This is a genomic window from Nostoc edaphicum CCNP1411 (assembly GCF_014023275.1).
In the GTDB taxonomy this organism is placed as follows: Bacteria; Cyanobacteriota; Cyanobacteriia; order Cyanobacteriales; family Nostocaceae; genus Nostoc; species Nostoc edaphicum_A.
Window position 1 is genome coordinate 4,397,709 of the sequence record NZ_CP054698.1, and the last position, 18,170, is coordinate 4,415,878.

Here is an 18,170-nt window from a genome sequence, read left to right on the forward strand (position 1 = left end):
AAAGCCGATAGTTTTTTACACCATCGTGATTTTCTGTCAAGTAACAATCAGTCTATTCTAAACCACCAGCGCTAGCTGCTCTGACAAGAGCAGCTAGGTCTTGAACTTCTGCAAAAGCGCCGGTAGTAATTAGTTCTGCAATAGCTGATTCGATTGAGCCACTGCCAGCTGTAGCCACTGAGGCTTCAACTGTACCTGGGTTTATTTCAAGACTTTCTATATCTTCATCGTTGCCACCTACAACACCAGCACCAGGTGTAGGTGTGATAGTTAATGGACCAGGAAATTGTGTACCAGTAGGTGCAGTGATCTCACCACTGACGCTGATAGAAGAACCTGATGGTCTAACGATTGTAACAGCGCCACGAGCAGCAGCATCTCCAGCATTTGCAGGTGCAGCGAATAAATTACCAACACCAACCAAACCTAATACGCAGATGCTTCCTTTAACGATCGCAGAAATTTTCATGATTCACAATCTCCTTGTGTTTTCATCTTTGCGTTTTCAATATAACCTTGAGTTTGGAGGAATATTTCAGTAACAACACTGAAATTATTCAAAATTTCGGAGGTGATAAATTAAAAAATCTAATAGAAGAGATTGTTGGTATAGACCTGAACAACAGCAGTCAAATAGCTATAAAAACATAGATTCTGCAAGGCTTCTATTTACTTAATACCGTGATAAAAATTGTGGTAATAGTTACCAAGTTCGGATTTTGACAATCAAATCCCAAAAGTACTAGAAGTAAGGCTTTAGACTGCTTCCAGCATCATAATTCTCTGTAAACTCAGCTTAATAATTAGTCACACATTTTGAGCAATACCCATGCTGTATCTTTGCCAAATCTTAAGTGCATCTTCATGGGTAATATGCTGTGGGCAACGATTTGAACCTCCAGACTGATTGCGATTCTCGTATGGATGCACAATATTTTGTAAAGGCGCACAACTGTAAGCCTTTACCATATTCCACACAATTGAAAACGGCTATAAAATCTAGTTATAGGTTGGTAGAGTGATTCTCTGAAAGAAACGGCTATGCGATCGCACAAAGCACCCACCAGAAGCGATCTGATGGCAAAATCCCAAAATTTCTTGGTAATGTTAGGGAACTCCAAGAAATAAATTATCCAATATTGTGGGGTGGCATCTTGCCCGCCATATAAACTGCGATCTCGTGTCGCCCACCCCACAGGAGTTAATTGGATATTTTTTATTTGGAAGTCCCTTAACTTTCTTCGCGCCTACACAAGTTTTTTTAGTCTTTAACTGAAATTATTTAAATAGAAATCAATTTTTGATGGATTATTCTGTCTCATACCAGTAGCGAGGTAGAGAATCAATATAGCCAAAAATTACTTCAGCGTTATGCTCAAGCACCATTTAACTTACTATGTTTATTGTCCCCCAGTTCAATGGGCTACATCTGCCTACGCTTAGGTCATTATGGCAAAATCTAAGAAAAGCTCTACCCCCATCAATCTCAGCGATCCACAATATTATCTTAACCGAGAGTTAAGCTGGCTAGAATTTAATGGCAGAGTATTACATGAAGCCTGTGACGATCGCACCCCACTTCTGGAACGCCTGAAGTTTTTGGGAATATTCAACTCTAATTTAGATGAGTTTTTCATGGTGCGCGTTGCTGGTTTAAAGCAACAAGTAGAAGCGAAAGTCAGCCTGTTAACTCCCGATGGTCGGACACCACAACAACAGTTAGACGATATTAGGTCTACCCTCATTCCCCATGTAAAGAAAGAGCATCAACATTTTGAAGAAGTACTTCGTCCGCTACTAGCAAATCATGGCATCCATATCCTGAATTACATAGATTTGAATCAAAAACAGCGGACTCATCTCGACAGTTATTTTGAGGAACAAGTTTTTCCAGTTTTGACTCCTCTGGCTGTTGATCCGAGTCATCCCTTTCCTTTTATTTCTAATCTCAGTCTGAATCTGGCTGTTGTGGTCAAAAATCCAGACACCGAAGAAGAATTCTTTGCCAGAGTCAAAGTCCCCAGTGTTCTGCCACGATTTTTACCGATACCGCCTGAGTTGGGAGATCAGAACAGCGAAAAACCTGCCCACTGGACTGGAGTACCTTTAGAACAGGCGATCGCTCATAACTTGGAATCTCTATTTCCAGGGATGAATATTCAAGAATATCATCCGTTCCGGATTACCCGTGATGCCGATTTGGTCTTAGAAGAAGATGAAGCAGATGATTTATTGTTAGCGATCGAACAGGAATTGCGAAAACGGCGACTAGGTGGGAGTCCAGTCCGGCTAGAAATTCAGTCTCAGACTCCTGACATAGTGCGATCGCGATTATTGCAAGATTTGGAATTAACAGAAAGCGATCTCTACGAAGTAGACGGACTTTTGGGACTGCGGGATTTAATGTATTTCATGTCCTTACCACTGCCAGAACTCAAAGATCCACCACGCCAATCTGTTGTACCAATACGGTTGCAAAGACTGAGGGAACCGAGTTTAGATCCAGATGTTCTAGAAACGGACGAAGGAAAAGACTTTTTTGCTGTGATTCGGGAAAAGGATTTACTAGTACACCATCCTTATCAATCCTTTTCAGAAACAGTCGTGCGCTTTATTACCCATGCCGCCTACGATTCAAATGTGTTAGCCATCAAGATGACCCTTTACCGGACTTCTGGCGACTCACCCATCGTCAACGCCTTAATTGCTGCTGCTGAAAATGGTAAGCAGGTATCCGTGCTGGTGGAATTAAAGGCGCGGTTTGATGAGGAGAATAATATTTACTGGGCAAGACGACTAGAAAGAGTTGGAGTTCATGTTGTCTATGGTTTAGTGGGTCTGAAAACCCATAGTAAAACCGTCATGGTAGTACGGCGCGAAAAAGACCGGATACGTCGCTACGTGCATATTGGGACTGGTAACTATAACCCCAAAACCGCACGACTGTATACAGATTTGGGATTGTTTAGTTGCCGTGAAGAATTGGGTGCTGACATCACAGATTTATTTAATTTCTTGACAGGCTACTCTTTACAAAAATCTTATCGAGAGTTGCTGGTTGCGCCTGTGAATATGCGCGATCGCTTTTTGTCACTAATTCACCGCGAAATCGAAAATGTTCAAAACGGGTTTTCTGGGCGCATAGTTGCCAAAATGAATTCCCTAGTCGATCCACAAATTATCGCCACACTATATGAAGCTTCCCGCGCCGGAGTGCAAATTGACTTAATTATTAGGGGCGTTTGCTGTTTGCGCCCAGGACTCAAAGACATTAGTGAAAATATTCGCATAATCAGCATTGTCGGTCGCTTTTTAGAACACTCTCGGATTTATTATTTTCATAACAATACACAGGAGGAAATCTATATTGGCAGTGCCGACTGGATGCGCCGCAACCTAGATCGCCGAGTCGAAGTAATTACCCCAGTCAAAGACCCAGATATTGCTAAAGATTTGCAAGAAATTATGGGAATTATGCTCGCAGATAATCGCCAAGCTTGGGAATTACAAGCCGATGGCACTTATATTCAACGTCGTCCCTATGATGATTCTCCAGAAGCAAATTCCCAAAAAATTCTTATGAACATGGCATTACGCTCAACTGGTGTAGCCTCAAACCTGATTGATTAAAAAATAAGTTACTTGTACCTTGACAACTAGCTCAACTTAGTTTTTTTTAGAAAAATTTAATCTTCTGAGCAGTTGTCTAAGTTGTTTTTCATGGGTTCACACAAGTTATTCAACCATAGGATAGAGTCAGGGCTGGCACTTGTTCCCATAAACTAGAGGGGTTATTTTGAATAATTTCGTCTTGCCCCTCAATGTTAATGTTATCCTGTGAGCTTTCTACCTTGCGTGTTCTAGTAGTTGACGACCACGAACTGACTCGTTTAACCTTGCAATTGGTTTTCTCTTGCCAGGAAAATATTCAAGTAGTAGGTTTAGCCAGCAATGGTGAAGAAGCGATAGAAATGGTTAAACGTTGCCATCCTGATGTCATTGTTCTAGATTTACAAATGCCTGTCATGGATGGCTGGAGTGCGTCTAGTCACATTAAAGCTATATCTCCGAACACCCAGATTCTTGCTTACTCCTCAGTAGAAGACGTAAATTTTCAGGGGACAAAGGCAATGTCTAGCTTTGATGATGTTTGTAAGAAAGATGTGCCTACAAGCGAACTTATTGCCCTAGTTAGGCAGTTAGGTCAGCGTGCAGGAGATGGTTCATTTGCAGGATAAATGATACAGCAATATTGCTTCGTCAACTCAGGCTTAGTTCAATTCTGGGGGTTTGAGCACATGATAATAGTGAGGAGCGTCGGTATAACCTGAAGTTAAGGGTTAAACCGACGCTATTTTTAATGATTTCTACTCTACCGGAATGGTGCGTCTAAATTCATCAATTAATTCATCCAGTTCTTCCAAAGCCTGATTTACGTCAACTCTCAAAGTTCCCAGGTTTGGTTGCTCCAGTAGGCTTAACAGGTACTCGCGTTTATTTTGAACTGCGACAATTCGCTCTTTTATAGTCTGTAGATCCATTATTTTTTTCCTATCTTTAACTACCTTTAAGTTTAAAGTTAACTCAAAATCCTGCCTTCTGGGACACTATACGCCCTTTTAACTGGGAACGATCTTCTTCCCTAATTTGTTACTCATAGCCGATGATAATAAAACTGACGTATTCAGACTTTATACTAATTTAAGCTCATGCTACGCCAAATCTCTTTGGGAACACTCGGTTTAACTATCGGCGGCATATTAACGGTTATTGGCTTCATCGCCTATGCTGATAATAATGCCACACTCAATCTTGTCGGATTTTTTTACGGCATTCCTCTCTTGTTGGGAGGACTAGCGCTGAAAGCTAATGAACTTAAGCCAGTACCCTTTAGCCAAACTACGTCACCTTCAGCACTGATGCTACGCCAGCAGCAAGCAACTGATACTCAAAATAAAATTCGCAAAGATATTACCCGATATTGCTACGGTCAAGATGCTCATTTAGATACAACACTTTCTTTTCTGGGTTTGAGTCCTACAGACCAGGAGCGGCCAACAGTCACAGGGTTGCGAGAAACAGAAGTTAATGGGAACTATGCCCTAATTTTAGAATTTGATTCACCGCTAATACCATTTGATGCGTGGCAAAAAAAGCAGGAAAAAATGACCAACTATTTTGGCCCTGGATTGGAGATTCAAATAACACAGCCATCTGAAAATACAATTGAGCTAGCGTTGATCAATACTCAAAAAGAGTCACTAGTCAGCAGTCAATAGTCAGAGGATGTTTTAAAAGTCCTTTTATCGGGAGTAAAACGTTTTAGATCCCCCAAAGTCTCCCTTATTAAGAGGTTGTTTGAAAAGTGTTTCGCTGTGACTTTTATCACTTTTAGATCCCCCTAAATCCCCCTTAAAAAGGGGGACTTTAATTCTGGTTCCCCCCTTTTTAAGCTATCCATTATAAACATCTTTCTTAATAAGAACATTGACAAAAAAGAGTAGTTATGTAGGGAAGGATGGAAGCCAAAAAATCACAAGTGACAGGAGAAAATGGGCACGAGAATCAACAGAGTTTGAAAAAGTGAAATTTTCGCATGGCAACTTTGGTGTAAAAAACTAATTATCGGTAGTGGAAGAAGGAAAACACCGCAGAAACCGACGATAGGATGGAGCAATAATTAATTATTGAAAGACTGGCAAAGCAGCCAACCCTCAACCAGATCATGTAATCGACTTAATCCACGCCAGAGAACTTTTACACCTGGAGAGCCATCGCTTTTGCGACCTAAAAACCCACCAAGTCGAGCAATCCAATTGACCACTTGAGCCAGAGTCGGTGGTGTAGTATGAGGATAAAGTTGATGATGAATAGTGGTGTAGAGGACTTGCCACTCATGAGTGGCTAAAACTAGTTCACAACTAGCATCAGGCTGAAAACGAGCTAAGTAAGTCAGCCACAGCAAACGCCAAGCAACGATACTGTAGGTAGCCAAAGCCATCTCGATTCTGTGGGCAGTTTCGAGTTGTAACTTCTCAATGCCACAGCCACTTTTTTAAAACATAGTGATAACGTTCAATCAACCAGCGATAACTATACCATCGCACATACAGCTCGAACATCTTCCAGACAGGTAATCTCTAAGGTAGTCAGCAGTAACCAGGTAATCGGCTCGATCTCTGGTGGTGGCTCAACTTCTGTGACTAAAATAGCCTGCAATGTCACTTAGTTGCTAGAAGTTCTGTTTTGGGGGCGATTCTGCGGTGGTGCAATGGTAATTGTGGCATGACGAATCTTCAAGATGGCTGTTCTTGGCGTTTGAGTCGCAGAGCGTTTTACCTCTACTGTCATTGTGCCAACCGACTCAACAGACTCTAAAGTTGACCATAAATGCTGCTCACTGCCAACTAGACAGCGATTTTGAGTAGCTCGAATCAGAAAATCTGACCCAGGACGACGAGCATCAGCAAATAAGTCATAAAAATCGGCTTCTCGGTCAGCAATCGTCACTACTTGTACTGATTCGGGAATGATTGAGTCAGTTTTTTTCAAAGCATCAAGCCATCTTTGACTTTCTTTTTCTTTTGTCGGTTTTTGTTTCCTTTGTTCAGATTTTCCTAGTTCTTCTTCGTTTCTTGACCACACATCTTGCTCGATGATGCCCAATGGTATTCCCTGTGGGGAGACAGTGAAGACTGAGTGGACTTTTAACCCTTTGGCATAAGAACTATCGAGATATCCTGTTCCCGATAGAGCTTTGTGGCTGGTGTAGTTAAGTTCTGTGGTATCTTGTATTGCCAAGACTACTCTATGTTGGGTAATTCGCTCTACTGTCGCATCGATATGTCCTTGTCTAATCATGGATGGTTTGATGTACGGTGAATCCCAGAAGTCATAGGTGGCTTTCGTTTGCGCCCATGTTTCACTTGCTTGCAAAACACTGGCTTCCGGTTTCGCACTTAAATTTTCGACTATTTTGATTAACCGTTTGGTTCTTCTGGTGTCACCTAATTCGGTTCTTTCTAGTTCCTGTGTGATCCATTGTTCCATTTGCTGACTTTGCGATGCTTCCGGCTCTTCGTATAGACAATACACAATCTCTGGCTTTTGTCCAATTTTCTGTTAAGAAAGATGTTTATAATGGATAGCTTGCAAAGGGGGGTTTAGGGGGGAACTAAAATTTTTGATACCGACAAGAGGACTTTTCAAACATCCTCTAAGGGGGACTTTTATTCTGGTTCCCTTTTTTTTCGAGGTCAGGGAGGATATAGAAGTGACTAAAATTACATCCGACCACTTTTAAAACATCCTCTCAAGAAAAAAATTATTGTTACCCAGACTCCATATCTTTATGGCTTTTAAGTTATTTTTTGTGATTCTCTTAACCACTGACTAAAAAGTTACTTTTCTAAACGAACTGCATACCACTGTAAATATTTTCCAGGGCCAATATCTAATTCGCAACTAGTGTCGAGTAAATATTGTGCTTGAGCCTCCAAAGTATCAAACTTTTGCAAGTCAGGCGGCAAATCTTGAATTATGAGTTGTTGGAGAGTTGTTTTTAGCTTGTCTAATAACTCTGATAGTGTCAGAAATTGTTCTGGTTGATTTGTTTCTAGAACAACAAAGTTATCCTGCTGATACATTAATGAGTCTGGCATTTTAAAAATTTGGTGGATGTAAATAGGGTTAGATTTTTTGTAAGATTTTCCGGTTGTTTGTATAGTCCAAAAGATGGCGGTTTAATGTGTTGATTTGAAGAATTTATTAATTTTAATTTAGTAATTTTAGAATAAACAACCGATTTTTTAGTTGACTAATATATTGTAGTAGAAATCTTCCTATCTTTAAAAAGTTGTTTGAGTCAAATATCTAATTAATTGAGATTTTAGGTGGATTTATGTCAAGTATTACTAGATATACTAAATCGAATTAAATAAGAACTTTTACTTAATTTGCTAACCTAGATTCACTAGATAATAAAGCTTTGCACTAAGCTTTATCTGATCCTTATGTAATTATACTAAATCTCAGCAAACCTTCCCGAATAGACTAAATAAATTTAAGTCAGGTGATATTAATAATTTACTATTAGCTATCTTCTAAGCGGATTTTGGCAATTGCATTGCTCTGCCTTACTAAGTTTCTAAACTAACTACAGAACTACATAATTCAGGTATGTATTTGCAATTCTCAAAAAAATTGTAATTTGACTTTAACAATGGGGAAATATAAAAGTAACAATTTTCTCTCAAAACCATAGCTGAACAAAAAGGTAACAATTGCCTTCGTGCTCCAATTATAGATTGTCTATGCAACTTAGTTATCTACCGCTTGCTTGGCTCAAGAACATTGAGCAGTCCATTGTCAAAAAACAGTTGATTTTGAGGCCAGACACACCTTTGTCGCAAATCCCGGCATTGAGGAAAATAGCGATCGCCCCCATGCGATCGAGTTGCACAGCCTTTTTCAGGATAGTCCCGCAAGTGGAAGGCAACTCATGTCAGGCATAAGCCCATTTCCTCTTTCTACAAAGCAACCGCCACTGATTCTAGTGGCTGATGATGACAAGACCATCCGAGTGTTGTTGCGTAAAGCTATGGAACAAGAAGGTTATCGAGTGGTCGAAGTCAATGATGGTAAGCAATGTTTAGATGCTTACGAGGCTATCAAACCAGATATAGTTTTGCTAGATGCTGTAATGCCTGTAATGGATGGCTTTACCTGCTGTAAGCACTTGCTCCAAATTGCCAGAAATAATTTAATATCAGCCCTTGCAAATTTTGATACTAACTCGACACTTAAAAATACGGTTATATCCAAGATATGGGAGCGCACTCCCATCTTGATGATCACATGCTTGGATGATGAGGAATCTGTAAATCGTGCTTTTGACGCTGGGGCGACTGATTATGTAACTAAGCCAATTCACTGGCCTGTATTGCGCCAGCGGTTGCGCCGACTGCTACAGCAAGCGCAAGTATACAAACAATTAGAGGCGGCAAACCAAGCTTTGCATCACCTTGCCAATGTAGATGGCTTAACTGAGTTGGCTAATCGTCGCCGCTTTGACGATTATCTTAATACTCAGTGGATTAACCTCGCACAAGAGGGATCTCCTTTGTCAATGATTTTGTGTGATATCGATTTTTTTAAATTTTATAACGATAGATATGGTCATCCGGCTGGGGATGTCTGTTTACAAAAAGTCGGTGCTGTCTTAAGCCTTAAGGTACAAAAACATCAGGATTTAGTAGCGCGTTATGGTGGCGAAGAATTTGCTGTGATTATGCCACACACCCCTGCATCTGGTGCAGTTCATGTTGCCTCTGTGATACAAGCCGGAGTTAAAGATTTGCAAATTGTTCATGACGGATCTGCGGTGAGTCAATATGTCACTCTTAGTATGGGCGTAGCGACTGTTGTTCCTAATTGGGAATCCTCACCTTCAGATTTGATCGTGATGGCAGATAAGGCACTTTATCAAGCAAAGGCTGGGGGGCGCGATCGCTTTATCTCAAGTTCTTAATTGTCATTTGTCATTAGTCATTGGTCATTTGTCAATACCCAATACCTAAGAAGGATAAACTGGCAGTGTGAAGTGAAACCATGCTCCATTATTGGGAGCAGAGTCCACCCAAATTTGACCATAATGTGCTAGCACGATGCGTTGGCATAGACAAAGACCAATGCCGTAACCTTCTGTGCCTTCATCCCGTTGCAGTCGGAAGTGATTTTCAAAAATGCGATCGCGATTTTCTACAGGAATACCAGGCCCAGTATCGCCAATACTAAACTGAACTTTTTGCGTAGTGCGGTGCAATCCGGCGACGCTAATTTTGCCACCTTCTGGGGTGTATTTGATGGCATTATCCAACAGATTCACTAGCACTTGCCGGATGCGTTCTGGGTCAGCATATACATAGGGCAAGTCATTGGGAATATCCGTTTCTACTTCTTGGGATTTGGCGGTGTAGCGATCGCACAATTCTTCCAGTACATCTAAACATAGTTTACCTAGCTGTACTTTTTGTGGTAAAATTGGAAACTCCGTATCTTTTCCACGACCCACCTGTAAAAGGTCGGCAATCATCCGATCAATGACTTTAGTTTGATTACGGGCTTGTTTTAATAGATGCGCTGTCAAGGATGGTTTGAGACGCTGGAATTGGCCTGTCTCTAAATTGTAATTAGATTGGAGAGTTTCTATAGCGATCGCGGCGGCAGTTAGGGGATTGCGGAGATCGTGCGCCAGCATCGCAATCACCCGATCTTTAAACTGTAGCTGCTCTTGGAGGTTATCTTTTTCCTGTTTCAAGCGAAAAATTTCGTCTGAGAGTCGGATTAGTTCAGCAGAAACAGCAACTGAACGGATAGTGGATTTGGGTGATGTCACCCTAACATTGTCGTCTATCCGTTCTTGTAAGTCTTCCTGTAATTTTAAGTAGGCGTCTACAGCAGCTTGCCACCGAGGCCACCAATTTTTCAATTGCGCTATGATATTACTCCCAGCCAAAACCTGTCGTGGTTCTGGATGAATTTTAATTAAAGCTGGCGTTGCTACCAATTTAAAGTGTTCTGCTAAGTAAGGTTGTTGTCCAACATCGATAGTTTGAAGTTCAAAACTATACTCAGCCTGCAACTCTTTTAAGTAAGCACGTATTCGCTGCACTTGTTGGCGGGACTTGGGGCGTCCATCGACAAACAGTAACAGCTGGAGGGGAGCCTCAGAATAAATAGGCTGATCCTGGGAAACTTGCATGTAATCGTGTTTCAGCACTGGTAACAACCCGGTGACGCTTTACAGAAAGTAAAATGGACTGACGGTTGTCGATGGTCGTTGTTTTTCTTCTTAATATCTATTTTAGATTTTCATATTCCTATCCGATCTGCGTTTTTGACATTAGACATATCTTTTTCAGCCTTTTGCCCCCTTTTGGCTAACTTCATCTCCAAGAAACACCCAAGCCCCTTGGATATAAGTCTTAATTTGCCCTGAATTAAAAATTTTCGCCAGAGTTATCAGCTGAAAACGTTATTACTATGTCAAATCGGTTAGTGCAGCAGCTTGTCAATTTGAGTACTCGCTTTGAACAAGCGATCTCCAAACAAACGCAGATGCTAATTGTATCTAATTTATCAGGAAGCTGTTAACTGTTCAGACCAAGTTTGTAGAGGGTTTTCTCAACCGCCAGTGCATTGGATGAAGTGTCTTCTTTGCCTCTACTCAATCCGACTAATGATTGTGAAAACAGCCATAGCTAACTATGCACTGCCTCTATAACTTGCGAAGCGCATCTTGTGCCCAGCTTTCCTAAAAGAACCGCTGCCCTATCCCAGATGAACAGGGGATGGGTTGCCAGAGAGAAAGCTTTGGATAACATAGAGGCGATGCCTACGGCGGTAAACTACGCACTTTTAGAGGAAGCACTCACTGCTTTCGAGGCTGCCAAGAAACTCTTGACCACAGCACAAGTAGCACTTTCCCTAGAAAATCAATTTAGAGATACTAGGGAAACTGCTGCGACACTTGACTGTTTTACCTATAACCTCAGCCGCCAAGAATAACGAACTTACGCTAAATCCCTGGAATTGCTTAAAACTGGCATTTTCCAGCTATTGCCTTACTCAGCTTACCATCGTCAGATGAATAATTGCCAAAATCGATTGTAAGCCAGCGTTAGCGAACTTTATCTATCTATTCCCCTCCTTGGGTGAGGCTAAGAGGGAATTTAATCCTAGTCTATCACTTCAGTTGCTTGGCGTAGGCTTTGCCCGCCGTAGGCATCTTATTATAGTGTATCTGGAAGAAGTTTAAAGCTTTTACTAGCTAAAGAACGGTTTAGCTAGTTATCAATCAGTTATCCGCTCTAAGAATGGAATATTTCCAAAACTCTCTGAAAATTTGTGATAATCCTTGTGGTGGAGTCCTAGATTAGATCACCCAAATGACAAAACTCTTATCTAGCAAGCATTCCAGATTTATTGATGTTTTTTTTCAAAAATGTTAGTTTGCCAGAATTTTAGGGAATTCTATAAATAAGCATGGGAATTATCAAAACCTAATGGCTGTAAAACGAAGACAATACGGTAGCTTTTGCTACCGTTTACTCATTTTTGGAGATATCATCATCACCAACAGAGACATTTACGAAGAAGATGCCGTGAGTCGGTAGTGTCGTTTTGGTGATACAAATAGTCAGAGAGCAGAAAAAGCAGGGATACAAGGGATATAAGGGATATAAGGGGAAAAAGAGAAAACCATGCCCAATGCCCCATTCCCATTTAATGAACAGTCTGCGCTAGGGTAGGAATTGAAACTCAATTTGTGATTTCCTGTGCTTCCCTGCAAACGTCCAGCTGTATTTCTAATTTGGGCTGTTCTACTCACTTCCTTAACAGCCTGTGCTAACAGTCCAGTCGCCAAAAACCTTGAGCAATCTTTGGCGGCAGATCCGAAGCTGCAAAGCAATCCAGCTGTCTTTGGAGAATCTCAGACTAACCAACCGCAAGCACAGCCAAACGAATCAACAGTTCAGTTACCACCTGATTTTCCCAAAGATATCCCCCTATACTCCAATGCCAAACTAGAGGAAGTTACACCTGCTAACGGTTCAGAAAATAGAGTCTCAACTCGTTGGTTGAGTTCTGACCCCAGTAACTTTATTGCTAGCTTTTATCGCAGCCAGTTTCAAACAAATAACTGGCAGATTTTACAACAGCCAACAGATGATGCGGGAGGTGCTTTTGAGGCACGTCGTAACGATTTGCTGTTGAAGGTTTCCATTCAGCCTAAATCAGTTACTAACGCCACACCTAATCAACCCCAAACAGCAACCGAATTACTGATTGAATACACACCTAATAGTACTGCAACGGCACAATCTACCCCAACTGCAAATCCTAACGAAACTACTAACGCCGTTCCTCAACCAGTAGATCCACAGTTTATTGGCCCGACACCACCCGCAAACTTGGCAGCACAGCCACCAAGCACGGCTAATAATCAAATAACTCCTACAGCGACACCTGAATCTCAGGAATTTAACGATCTGAACAAAGCACCGCAAGAATGGCGGCAATATATCCAAGACTTGGCTGCATTAGGTGTTTTGTCTTTAGAGCCAAAGACAACTAAGAGTAACTCTACTACCACAACTAACCAGTTTGAACCCAGTAAAATCATTACACATCGGGAATATGCTCGTTGGCTAATTGCTGCTAACAATACTATGCATATCAGCAATCCAGCTAAACAAATTCGCTTGGCATCAGAAACTACTCAACCAGCTTTTAGTGATGTGTCGGCAAAAGACCCTGATTTTCCAGCAATTCAGGGATTAGCCGAAGCTGGGTTAATTCCTAGTCCGTTGTCTGGAGATTCTACAGTAGTTTTGTTTCGTCCTGATGCACCCCTAACGCGTGAACAGTTGCTGTTGTGGAAATTACCTCTAGATACTCGCCAAGCTTTACCCTCTGCTAACTTAGATGCAGTTAAACAAACCTGGGGTTTCCAAGATGCAGCGCGAATTGACCCCAAGGCTTTAAGAGCGGTGTTGGCTGATTATCAAAATGGTGAACAATCAAATATTCGGCGGGTGTTTGGTTATACGACTTTGTTTCAACCCAAAAAACCAGTAACTCGTGCTGAGGCTGCTACAGCTTTGTGGTATTTCGGCACTCAGGGTGAGGGTGTATCAGCTGCTGAGGTTTTGAAATTAAAAGGCGGTTAGTCTCTCGTAGCATAAAAGTGAGCAATTACCTTCTAAAAGGTGGTAATGTTTGTCATTTCTTTGTGAAATAACTATTTTTTATCAAGAGAATGTAAATCTAAGTATTTTCAGCGTTTTTACCCATGTTTGATGAATTTTTGGTGCATAGTTAAGTAAAACAACGTAAATTAACTAAAACGAACAAATACCACGGGTAAAACAAATATGAAAAAACAAGCTCTTGCAGCAGGATTTGTTCTATTCTCTTTCATGTTGCCAACCAAAGTCTTGGCTGCGAGTTTTAATCAGCTTTATGTATTTGGCGATAGTCTTTCCGACCAAGGCAATGTATATAATGCTACTCTTCAAACATTTCCTTTAAGCCCACCTTACTTTGAAGGGCGTTTTACCGATGGGCCACTATGGGTGGATTATCTCGGAGATCAGTTAGGGTTAAACCCTACTTTATTAACTACTATTCCTTCCACGCCGCCTACCCAAGGGATAAACTTCGCTTTCGGTGGTGCTAGTTCTGGTTCAGGTAACGCTGTCGTTCCCAATGCAAATTTACCGGGAGTACTCCAACAAGTTCTTGGTTTTGCTGGAACTCTGCAAGCAAATAATCAAACTGCTAACCCAGATGCACTTTATACATTGTGGGGAGGTGCGAATGATTTCCTTTTTCTTAACCCCGAAGACTCTACCACGCCAATCAGTAATATATCCCTGGCGTTGAATACTTTGATAGGATCTGGCGCGAAAAATATTTTGGTGTTTAACTTGTCAGATTTGGGACAGATACCAGCCGCTACAATTGATGATCGCAATCCTGCAACCCTAAGCAAATCGACTAGTGAGTTTAACTTGGGTTTAGCAACAACTGTGAGTGCTTTGAGCCAAGACCCCAATCTCAACATCATCTCTATTGACATTTTTTCTCTATTTAATCAGGCAAGTGCTTTAGGTTTTACGAATGTAACCGAGTCTTGTCTCTCTAGGCTAGATATATGTGACCCCGGTAACAACAAGTTTCTCCTCTGGGACGATTTCCACCCAACCACCGCTGCTCATAAGGCGATAGCAAATACTGCACTGGCGGCGATTAATGCTAAGTCTGTCCCGGAACCTGCGATAAACTTGGGAATTTTAGCTCTGGGTGCTTTTGGTGCGCTAGGAATGCTGAAGCGTCAACAAAAAAGAGCAGCAGTTGTATCAGTAGTGCGGGTTGTTGATGCACAATTGTCTCATACAACAGTTGAAAACTAAACTAACTGTATTGATGTGGGATTACGATCGCTTATTTGAAATTATTGAAGAATTAGTCATGCACCATTCTCCGAGTGGTGTAGAAGCTGAGATTAATCAGTTGTTGATGGAACGATTTGCGGCGCTGGGTGTAGAAGTTTGGTGCGATCGCGCCGATAATATTATTGCGAAAATTCCAGGGAAAAATCCAGATGGAGCGATCGCCATCACCGCACACAAAGACGAAATTGGCGCAATTGTCAAGAATCTTGGTGATGAAGGCCGTGTCAAAGTCAGCAAACTTGGCGGTTCTTTCCCGTGGGTTTATGGCGAAGGTGTTGTCGATTTAATCGGAGATAACGAAACCATTAGCGGTATTCTCAGCTTTGGTTCCCGCCACGTTTCCCACGAATCGCCCCAAAAAGTGCAGCAAGAAGATACAACTGTTAAGTGGGAAAATGCCTGGATTGAAACGAAGCTGACATCTGCGGAATTAGAAGCAGCTGGCATTCGACCTGGAACTAGAATGGTAATCGGCAAACATCGCAAGCGTCCAATTCGGTTAAAGAATCATATTGCCGGTTACACCTTGGATAACAAAGCTTCTGTTGCCATTTTGCTAGCTTTGGCTGAAAACCTGAAACAGCCTGCTGTTGATGTTTATTTAGTAGCGTCAGCTAAAGAAGAAGTAGGAGCAATTGGGGCGCTATTTTTCACCCAAAATCAGCGTTTGGATGCCTTAATTGCTTTAGAAATTTGTCCATTATCTGAGGAATATCCCGTTAAAGATGGGGAAAGTCCTGTACTTTTATCTCAAGATGCCTATGGAATATATGATGAGGGGTTAAATAGTCAATTGCGCCATAGTGCAAAGCAACTCGATATGCCAATACAATTCACAACTCTCAGCGGATTTGGCAGTGATGCTTCGATTGCGATGAAATTTGGCCATGTTGGACGTGCTGCTTGTTTAGCGTTTCCCACCCAAAATACACATGGATACGAAATTGCTCATTTAGGAGCGATCGCTAATTGTATCGATTTGTTAAAAGCTTTCTGTGAAACTGAGTTTGAGAGACACTTTTAGATCCCCCCTAACCCCCCTCTACGGTGTACACACAAGTCCTAAAAACCTAGCTTGATAAGCATTTCCTCGTTCCCAGTCTCCGACTGGGAATGCATTCATTGAGTCTCTGACTCAATATCTGACTAGCAGAGCCTCTAATTAGGCATTCCTATTGCTCTGCATAGGAACGAGATAAACGAGAGAACAATGAGAAATTGATCTTTTTTCGATTTGTGTGTACACCGTAGCCTTTTTAAGGGGGGTTGGGGGGATCGATAACGTTTTGCTACCGACGAAAGGACTTTTAAAACATCCTCTAAGATTTTCTTTACGAATCATATCTTAGTTCTCTTGGGTTTCGGTTGAGTAACCCACCACGCCACCATACCAAAGATCACCGTAGCTAAAACACTCCAAAGTAAAGATGATACCAAGGGGTGAAGTGGATACTTGAAATTTATCTGTGGTGCAAAGGGTTTATCTATTTGTCCGGTGACAACACCAGAAACTATTGCACCGCCACCAAAGGCTATACCTAATACTTGGATGGTGCGTTCTAAAGAGCGATCGCGTTTAGCTTGTTCTATTTCTACTATGCCGCGAATTGTACTAATCATCTGGTCAAAGAGGTTTTGACCGGGGGTAAGATAAGCTAAGTTGGTGTTAATTTGTTCGACAAAGGTATCTTCAGCCAGTTCTAGGAAGTTGGACAAAAATTCTAAATTATCTGAGTCAATGCCTATTTTATTTAGCTTGTCAAGATATAAACGATAGTTTTTACTATTAGTTTGAATTGTAGTTCTGTGCAGTTCTAAATCTCTTAAATAATCAACATAATTAAATGAAATTTCTGGTATTTCCTGTAGCCATTGATTGAAATTATCAAATTTTGAATCTATCAAGTTATTCTTTTGCTCTTTAAATTCTTGTTTATACTTTTCCAGATCATAATTAGCTGATCTAGCTTGTTCATAACACCATATAGCTTCAGAACGAGCATAAATAATTTTACTGCGACAAAGAAGAAGGTCAATTAAAGGATAATAATATTCTCCCTTGTTTTCTAATTCTGTAGTAATGTCATGAGTATTTAACCAAATTAATAAATGACACTGTGTTTCAGGAAAATCAGCATCATTGTTATATTCAAATATCGGATTACCTAATAATTGCCCTTGATGCTGACGATAAACATTTAGTTTTTGGACAGTTTCTTCTGATAATAATGCTTTGACACAAGCATCAGCGAACGCTTGTTCATCATCTATTTTTCCTACAGGTTGAGCAAAAAATACTAGGGTTTGTCCTAGAGAAGCTTTGATATTTTTAGAAAGTAAGCAATCATCTGAATTTAGCCCTCTTAAATCAGCAAGTTTTACTTCTGGATCGGGATAACGTAGAGTTAAATCAAGGGCGTAGGTATCGTGAATTTCTAAGGGATTAGCTTCACCGTTTAAGTGTAGATTTTGTTGATGTTGGATGGCGGTAAATTTTAAAAAACGTTCGGGAAGTATTTCTCCAGTGATGCTAGTTTTTTTATTATTTGCTTTTTCAATCAGTTCAGGTAAAGTTTCTAGTTTAGGAATACCAAGTTGTTTACCAAGCTGCTGGCATTTTAACCATAAATCGTTGACATTTTTTACAGGTATTTTAGGTTTTTGTGACTGGCTATGCTTCAGATGAAAGGCATAAAGAGTTAGTTTGGGATAAGCTATCTTTCCTGTTGAAAAATAATCCATTTTAAATTAAAGATAAATGTCGCAGTGTTCAGATCCTCGACTTCTTTAAAAAGTCGGGGATCTAAGTCGAAGTCGGTTTTTTGTCTCCTTAGCAGATGACGAACTTTGTTGAATTTCATTAAGTATATTCTTTTTATCAAGTTCGTATTTGGGAATATTTGTATTTGCTTGCTTATCGCCTGGTGCTCTTGTTCCTATTTCCTCAAATTCTGCTAAAGCTTCATCTACTTCAGGATGTTCTGACAGCCAATCTGAGATAGCATCGGATAAAGATTTAATGTCATCAGGTTGGTTATTAATCAATTTCATTAGTGTAATTCTATCCTCTGCTGAAAATAGAGAAGATTGAGTATTCAGCAGATGGATAAAAATATTAACAGTTATTTTATAATCAGACATTATTATTCT

17 protein-coding genes and 1 pseudogene are annotated in these 18,170 nt (G+C 40.8%); 9 read left to right on the forward strand and 9 right to left on the reverse strand.

Translation table 11 applies throughout. The features are described from left to right. Nucleotides 1-52: 52 nt before the first annotated feature. The 3 genes from HUN01_RS20990 to HUN01_RS21000 form a co-directional block, all read right to left on the reverse strand. Nucleotides 53-469 carry a hypothetical protein gene (locus tag HUN01_RS20990; protein ID WP_181927822.1) on the reverse strand — a complete coding sequence of 139 codons (417 nt, stop codon included), beginning with the start codon at nt 467-469 and terminating at the stop codon, nt 53-55. A gap of 338 nt (nt 470-807) precedes the next feature. Continuing rightward, complete coding sequence (locus tag HUN01_RS20995; RefSeq protein WP_181927823.1) at nt 808-969, reverse strand: hypothetical protein; 162 nt, start codon at nt 967-969, stop codon at nt 808-810. Beyond that, complete coding sequence (locus HUN01_RS21000) at nt 963-1,196, reverse strand: hypothetical protein (protein WP_181927824.1); 234 nt, start codon at nt 1,194-1,196, stop codon at nt 963-965. Before HUN01_RS21000 ends, HUN01_RS20995 begins: the two co-directional genes overlap by 7 nt. Before the next feature lie 253 nt (nt 1,197-1,449). On the opposite strand from HUN01_RS21000, the gene ppk1 reads away from it, so the two are divergent. Together ppk1 and HUN01_RS21010 are read left to right on the forward strand one after the other, a co-directional pair. Continuing rightward, a complete protein-coding gene (gene ppk1, locus HUN01_RS21005; RefSeq protein WP_181927825.1) occupies nt 1,450-3,630 on the forward strand; it encodes a polyphosphate kinase 1 in 2,181 nt (726 codons plus the stop codon). Nucleotides 3,631-3,821: 191 nt separating this feature from the next. Next, nucleotides 3,822-4,238 (forward strand): response regulator, encoded by a 417-nt coding sequence (locus tag HUN01_RS21010; RefSeq protein WP_181927826.1) that lies wholly within the window; start codon nt 3,822-3,824, stop codon nt 4,236-4,238. Between the two features lie 129 nt (nt 4,239-4,367). Here the strand turns inward: HUN01_RS21010 and HUN01_RS21015 are convergent, their stop codons facing one another. Then, the gene (locus tag HUN01_RS21015; protein ID WP_181927827.1) at nt 4,368-4,541 is read right to left on the reverse strand and encodes a hypothetical protein; all 174 of its coding nucleotides are present in this window, start codon (nt 4,539-4,541) and stop codon (nt 4,368-4,370) included. Nucleotides 4,542-4,709: 168 nt separating this feature from the next. On the opposite strand from HUN01_RS21015, the gene HUN01_RS21020 reads away from it, so the two are divergent. After that, nucleotides 4,710-5,279 carry a DUF2854 domain-containing protein gene (locus HUN01_RS21020; protein WP_181927828.1) on the forward strand — a complete coding sequence of 190 codons (570 nt, stop codon included), beginning with the start codon at nt 4,710-4,712 and terminating at the stop codon, nt 5,277-5,279. A 401-nt stretch (nt 5,280-5,680) separates the two neighbouring features. On the opposite strand, the pseudogene HUN01_RS21025 reads toward HUN01_RS21020, so the two are convergent. Together HUN01_RS21025 and HUN01_RS21030 are read right to left on the reverse strand one after the other, a co-directional pair. Continuing rightward, nucleotides 5,681-7,050, reverse strand: a pseudogene (locus HUN01_RS21025) (IS4 family transposase). Between the two features lie 350 nt (nt 7,051-7,400). After that, nucleotides 7,401-7,661, reverse strand: coding sequence for a CRR7 family NDH-1 assembly protein (locus HUN01_RS21030; protein ID WP_181927829.1), 261 nt, complete (start codon nt 7,659-7,661; stop codon nt 7,401-7,403). 651 nt (nt 7,662-8,312) lie between these two features. Here HUN01_RS21030 and HUN01_RS21035 point away from each other — a divergent pair. Then, the gene (locus HUN01_RS21035) at nt 8,313-8,513 is read left to right on the forward strand and encodes a hypothetical protein (protein WP_181927830.1); all 201 of its coding nucleotides are present in this window, start codon (nt 8,313-8,315) and stop codon (nt 8,511-8,513) included. Beyond that, nucleotides 8,501-9,529 (forward strand): response regulator, encoded by a 1,029-nt coding sequence (locus tag HUN01_RS21040; protein WP_181927831.1) that lies wholly within the window; start codon nt 8,501-8,503, stop codon nt 9,527-9,529. The genes HUN01_RS21035 and HUN01_RS21040 overlap by 13 nt, the downstream gene beginning before the upstream one ends. A gap of 45 nt (nt 9,530-9,574) precedes the next feature. Here the strand turns inward: HUN01_RS21040 and HUN01_RS21045 are convergent, their stop codons facing one another. Then, nucleotides 9,575-10,780: a histidine kinase gene (locus HUN01_RS21045; RefSeq protein ID WP_181927832.1), complete on the reverse strand. Its 1,206-nt coding sequence runs from the start codon at nt 10,778-10,780 to the stop codon at nt 9,575-9,577. 593 nt (nt 10,781-11,373) lie between these two features. On the opposite strand from HUN01_RS21045, the gene HUN01_RS21050 reads away from it, so the two are divergent. From HUN01_RS21050 to HUN01_RS21065, 4 genes are all read left to right on the forward strand, one after another. Beyond that, entirely contained in the window at nt 11,374-11,568 is a 195-nt protein-coding gene (locus HUN01_RS21050; protein WP_181927833.1) for a hypothetical protein, read from the forward strand. Nucleotides 11,569-12,338: 770 nt separating this feature from the next. Beyond that, the gene (locus tag HUN01_RS21055) at nt 12,339-13,733 is read left to right on the forward strand and encodes an S-layer homology domain-containing protein (RefSeq protein WP_181927834.1); all 1,395 of its coding nucleotides are present in this window, start codon (nt 12,339-12,341) and stop codon (nt 13,731-13,733) included. 204 nt (nt 13,734-13,937) lie between these two features. Beyond that, nucleotides 13,938-14,978, forward strand: a complete 1,041-nt coding sequence (locus HUN01_RS21060; protein WP_181927835.1) for an SGNH/GDSL hydrolase family protein — start codon at nt 13,938-13,940, stop codon at nt 14,976-14,978. A gap of 13 nt (nt 14,979-14,991) precedes the next feature. Further along, nucleotides 14,992-16,044, forward strand: a complete 1,053-nt coding sequence (locus HUN01_RS21065) for a M42 family metallopeptidase (RefSeq protein ID WP_181932766.1) — start codon at nt 14,992-14,994, stop codon at nt 16,042-16,044. A 314-nt stretch (nt 16,045-16,358) separates the two neighbouring features. Here HUN01_RS21065 and HUN01_RS21070 read toward each other — a convergent pair whose 3' ends face one another. Together HUN01_RS21070 and HUN01_RS21075 are read right to left on the reverse strand one after the other, a co-directional pair. Next, nucleotides 16,359-17,762, reverse strand: coding sequence for a hypothetical protein (locus tag HUN01_RS21070; RefSeq protein ID WP_181927836.1), 1,404 nt, complete (start codon nt 17,760-17,762; stop codon nt 16,359-16,361). Between the two features lie 45 nt (nt 17,763-17,807). Then, on the reverse strand, nt 17,808-18,161 hold the full coding sequence (locus HUN01_RS21075) for a hypothetical protein (protein ID WP_181927837.1): 354 nt from the start codon (nt 18,159-18,161) through the stop codon (nt 17,808-17,810). Nucleotides 18,162-18,170: the final 9 nt, after the last annotated feature.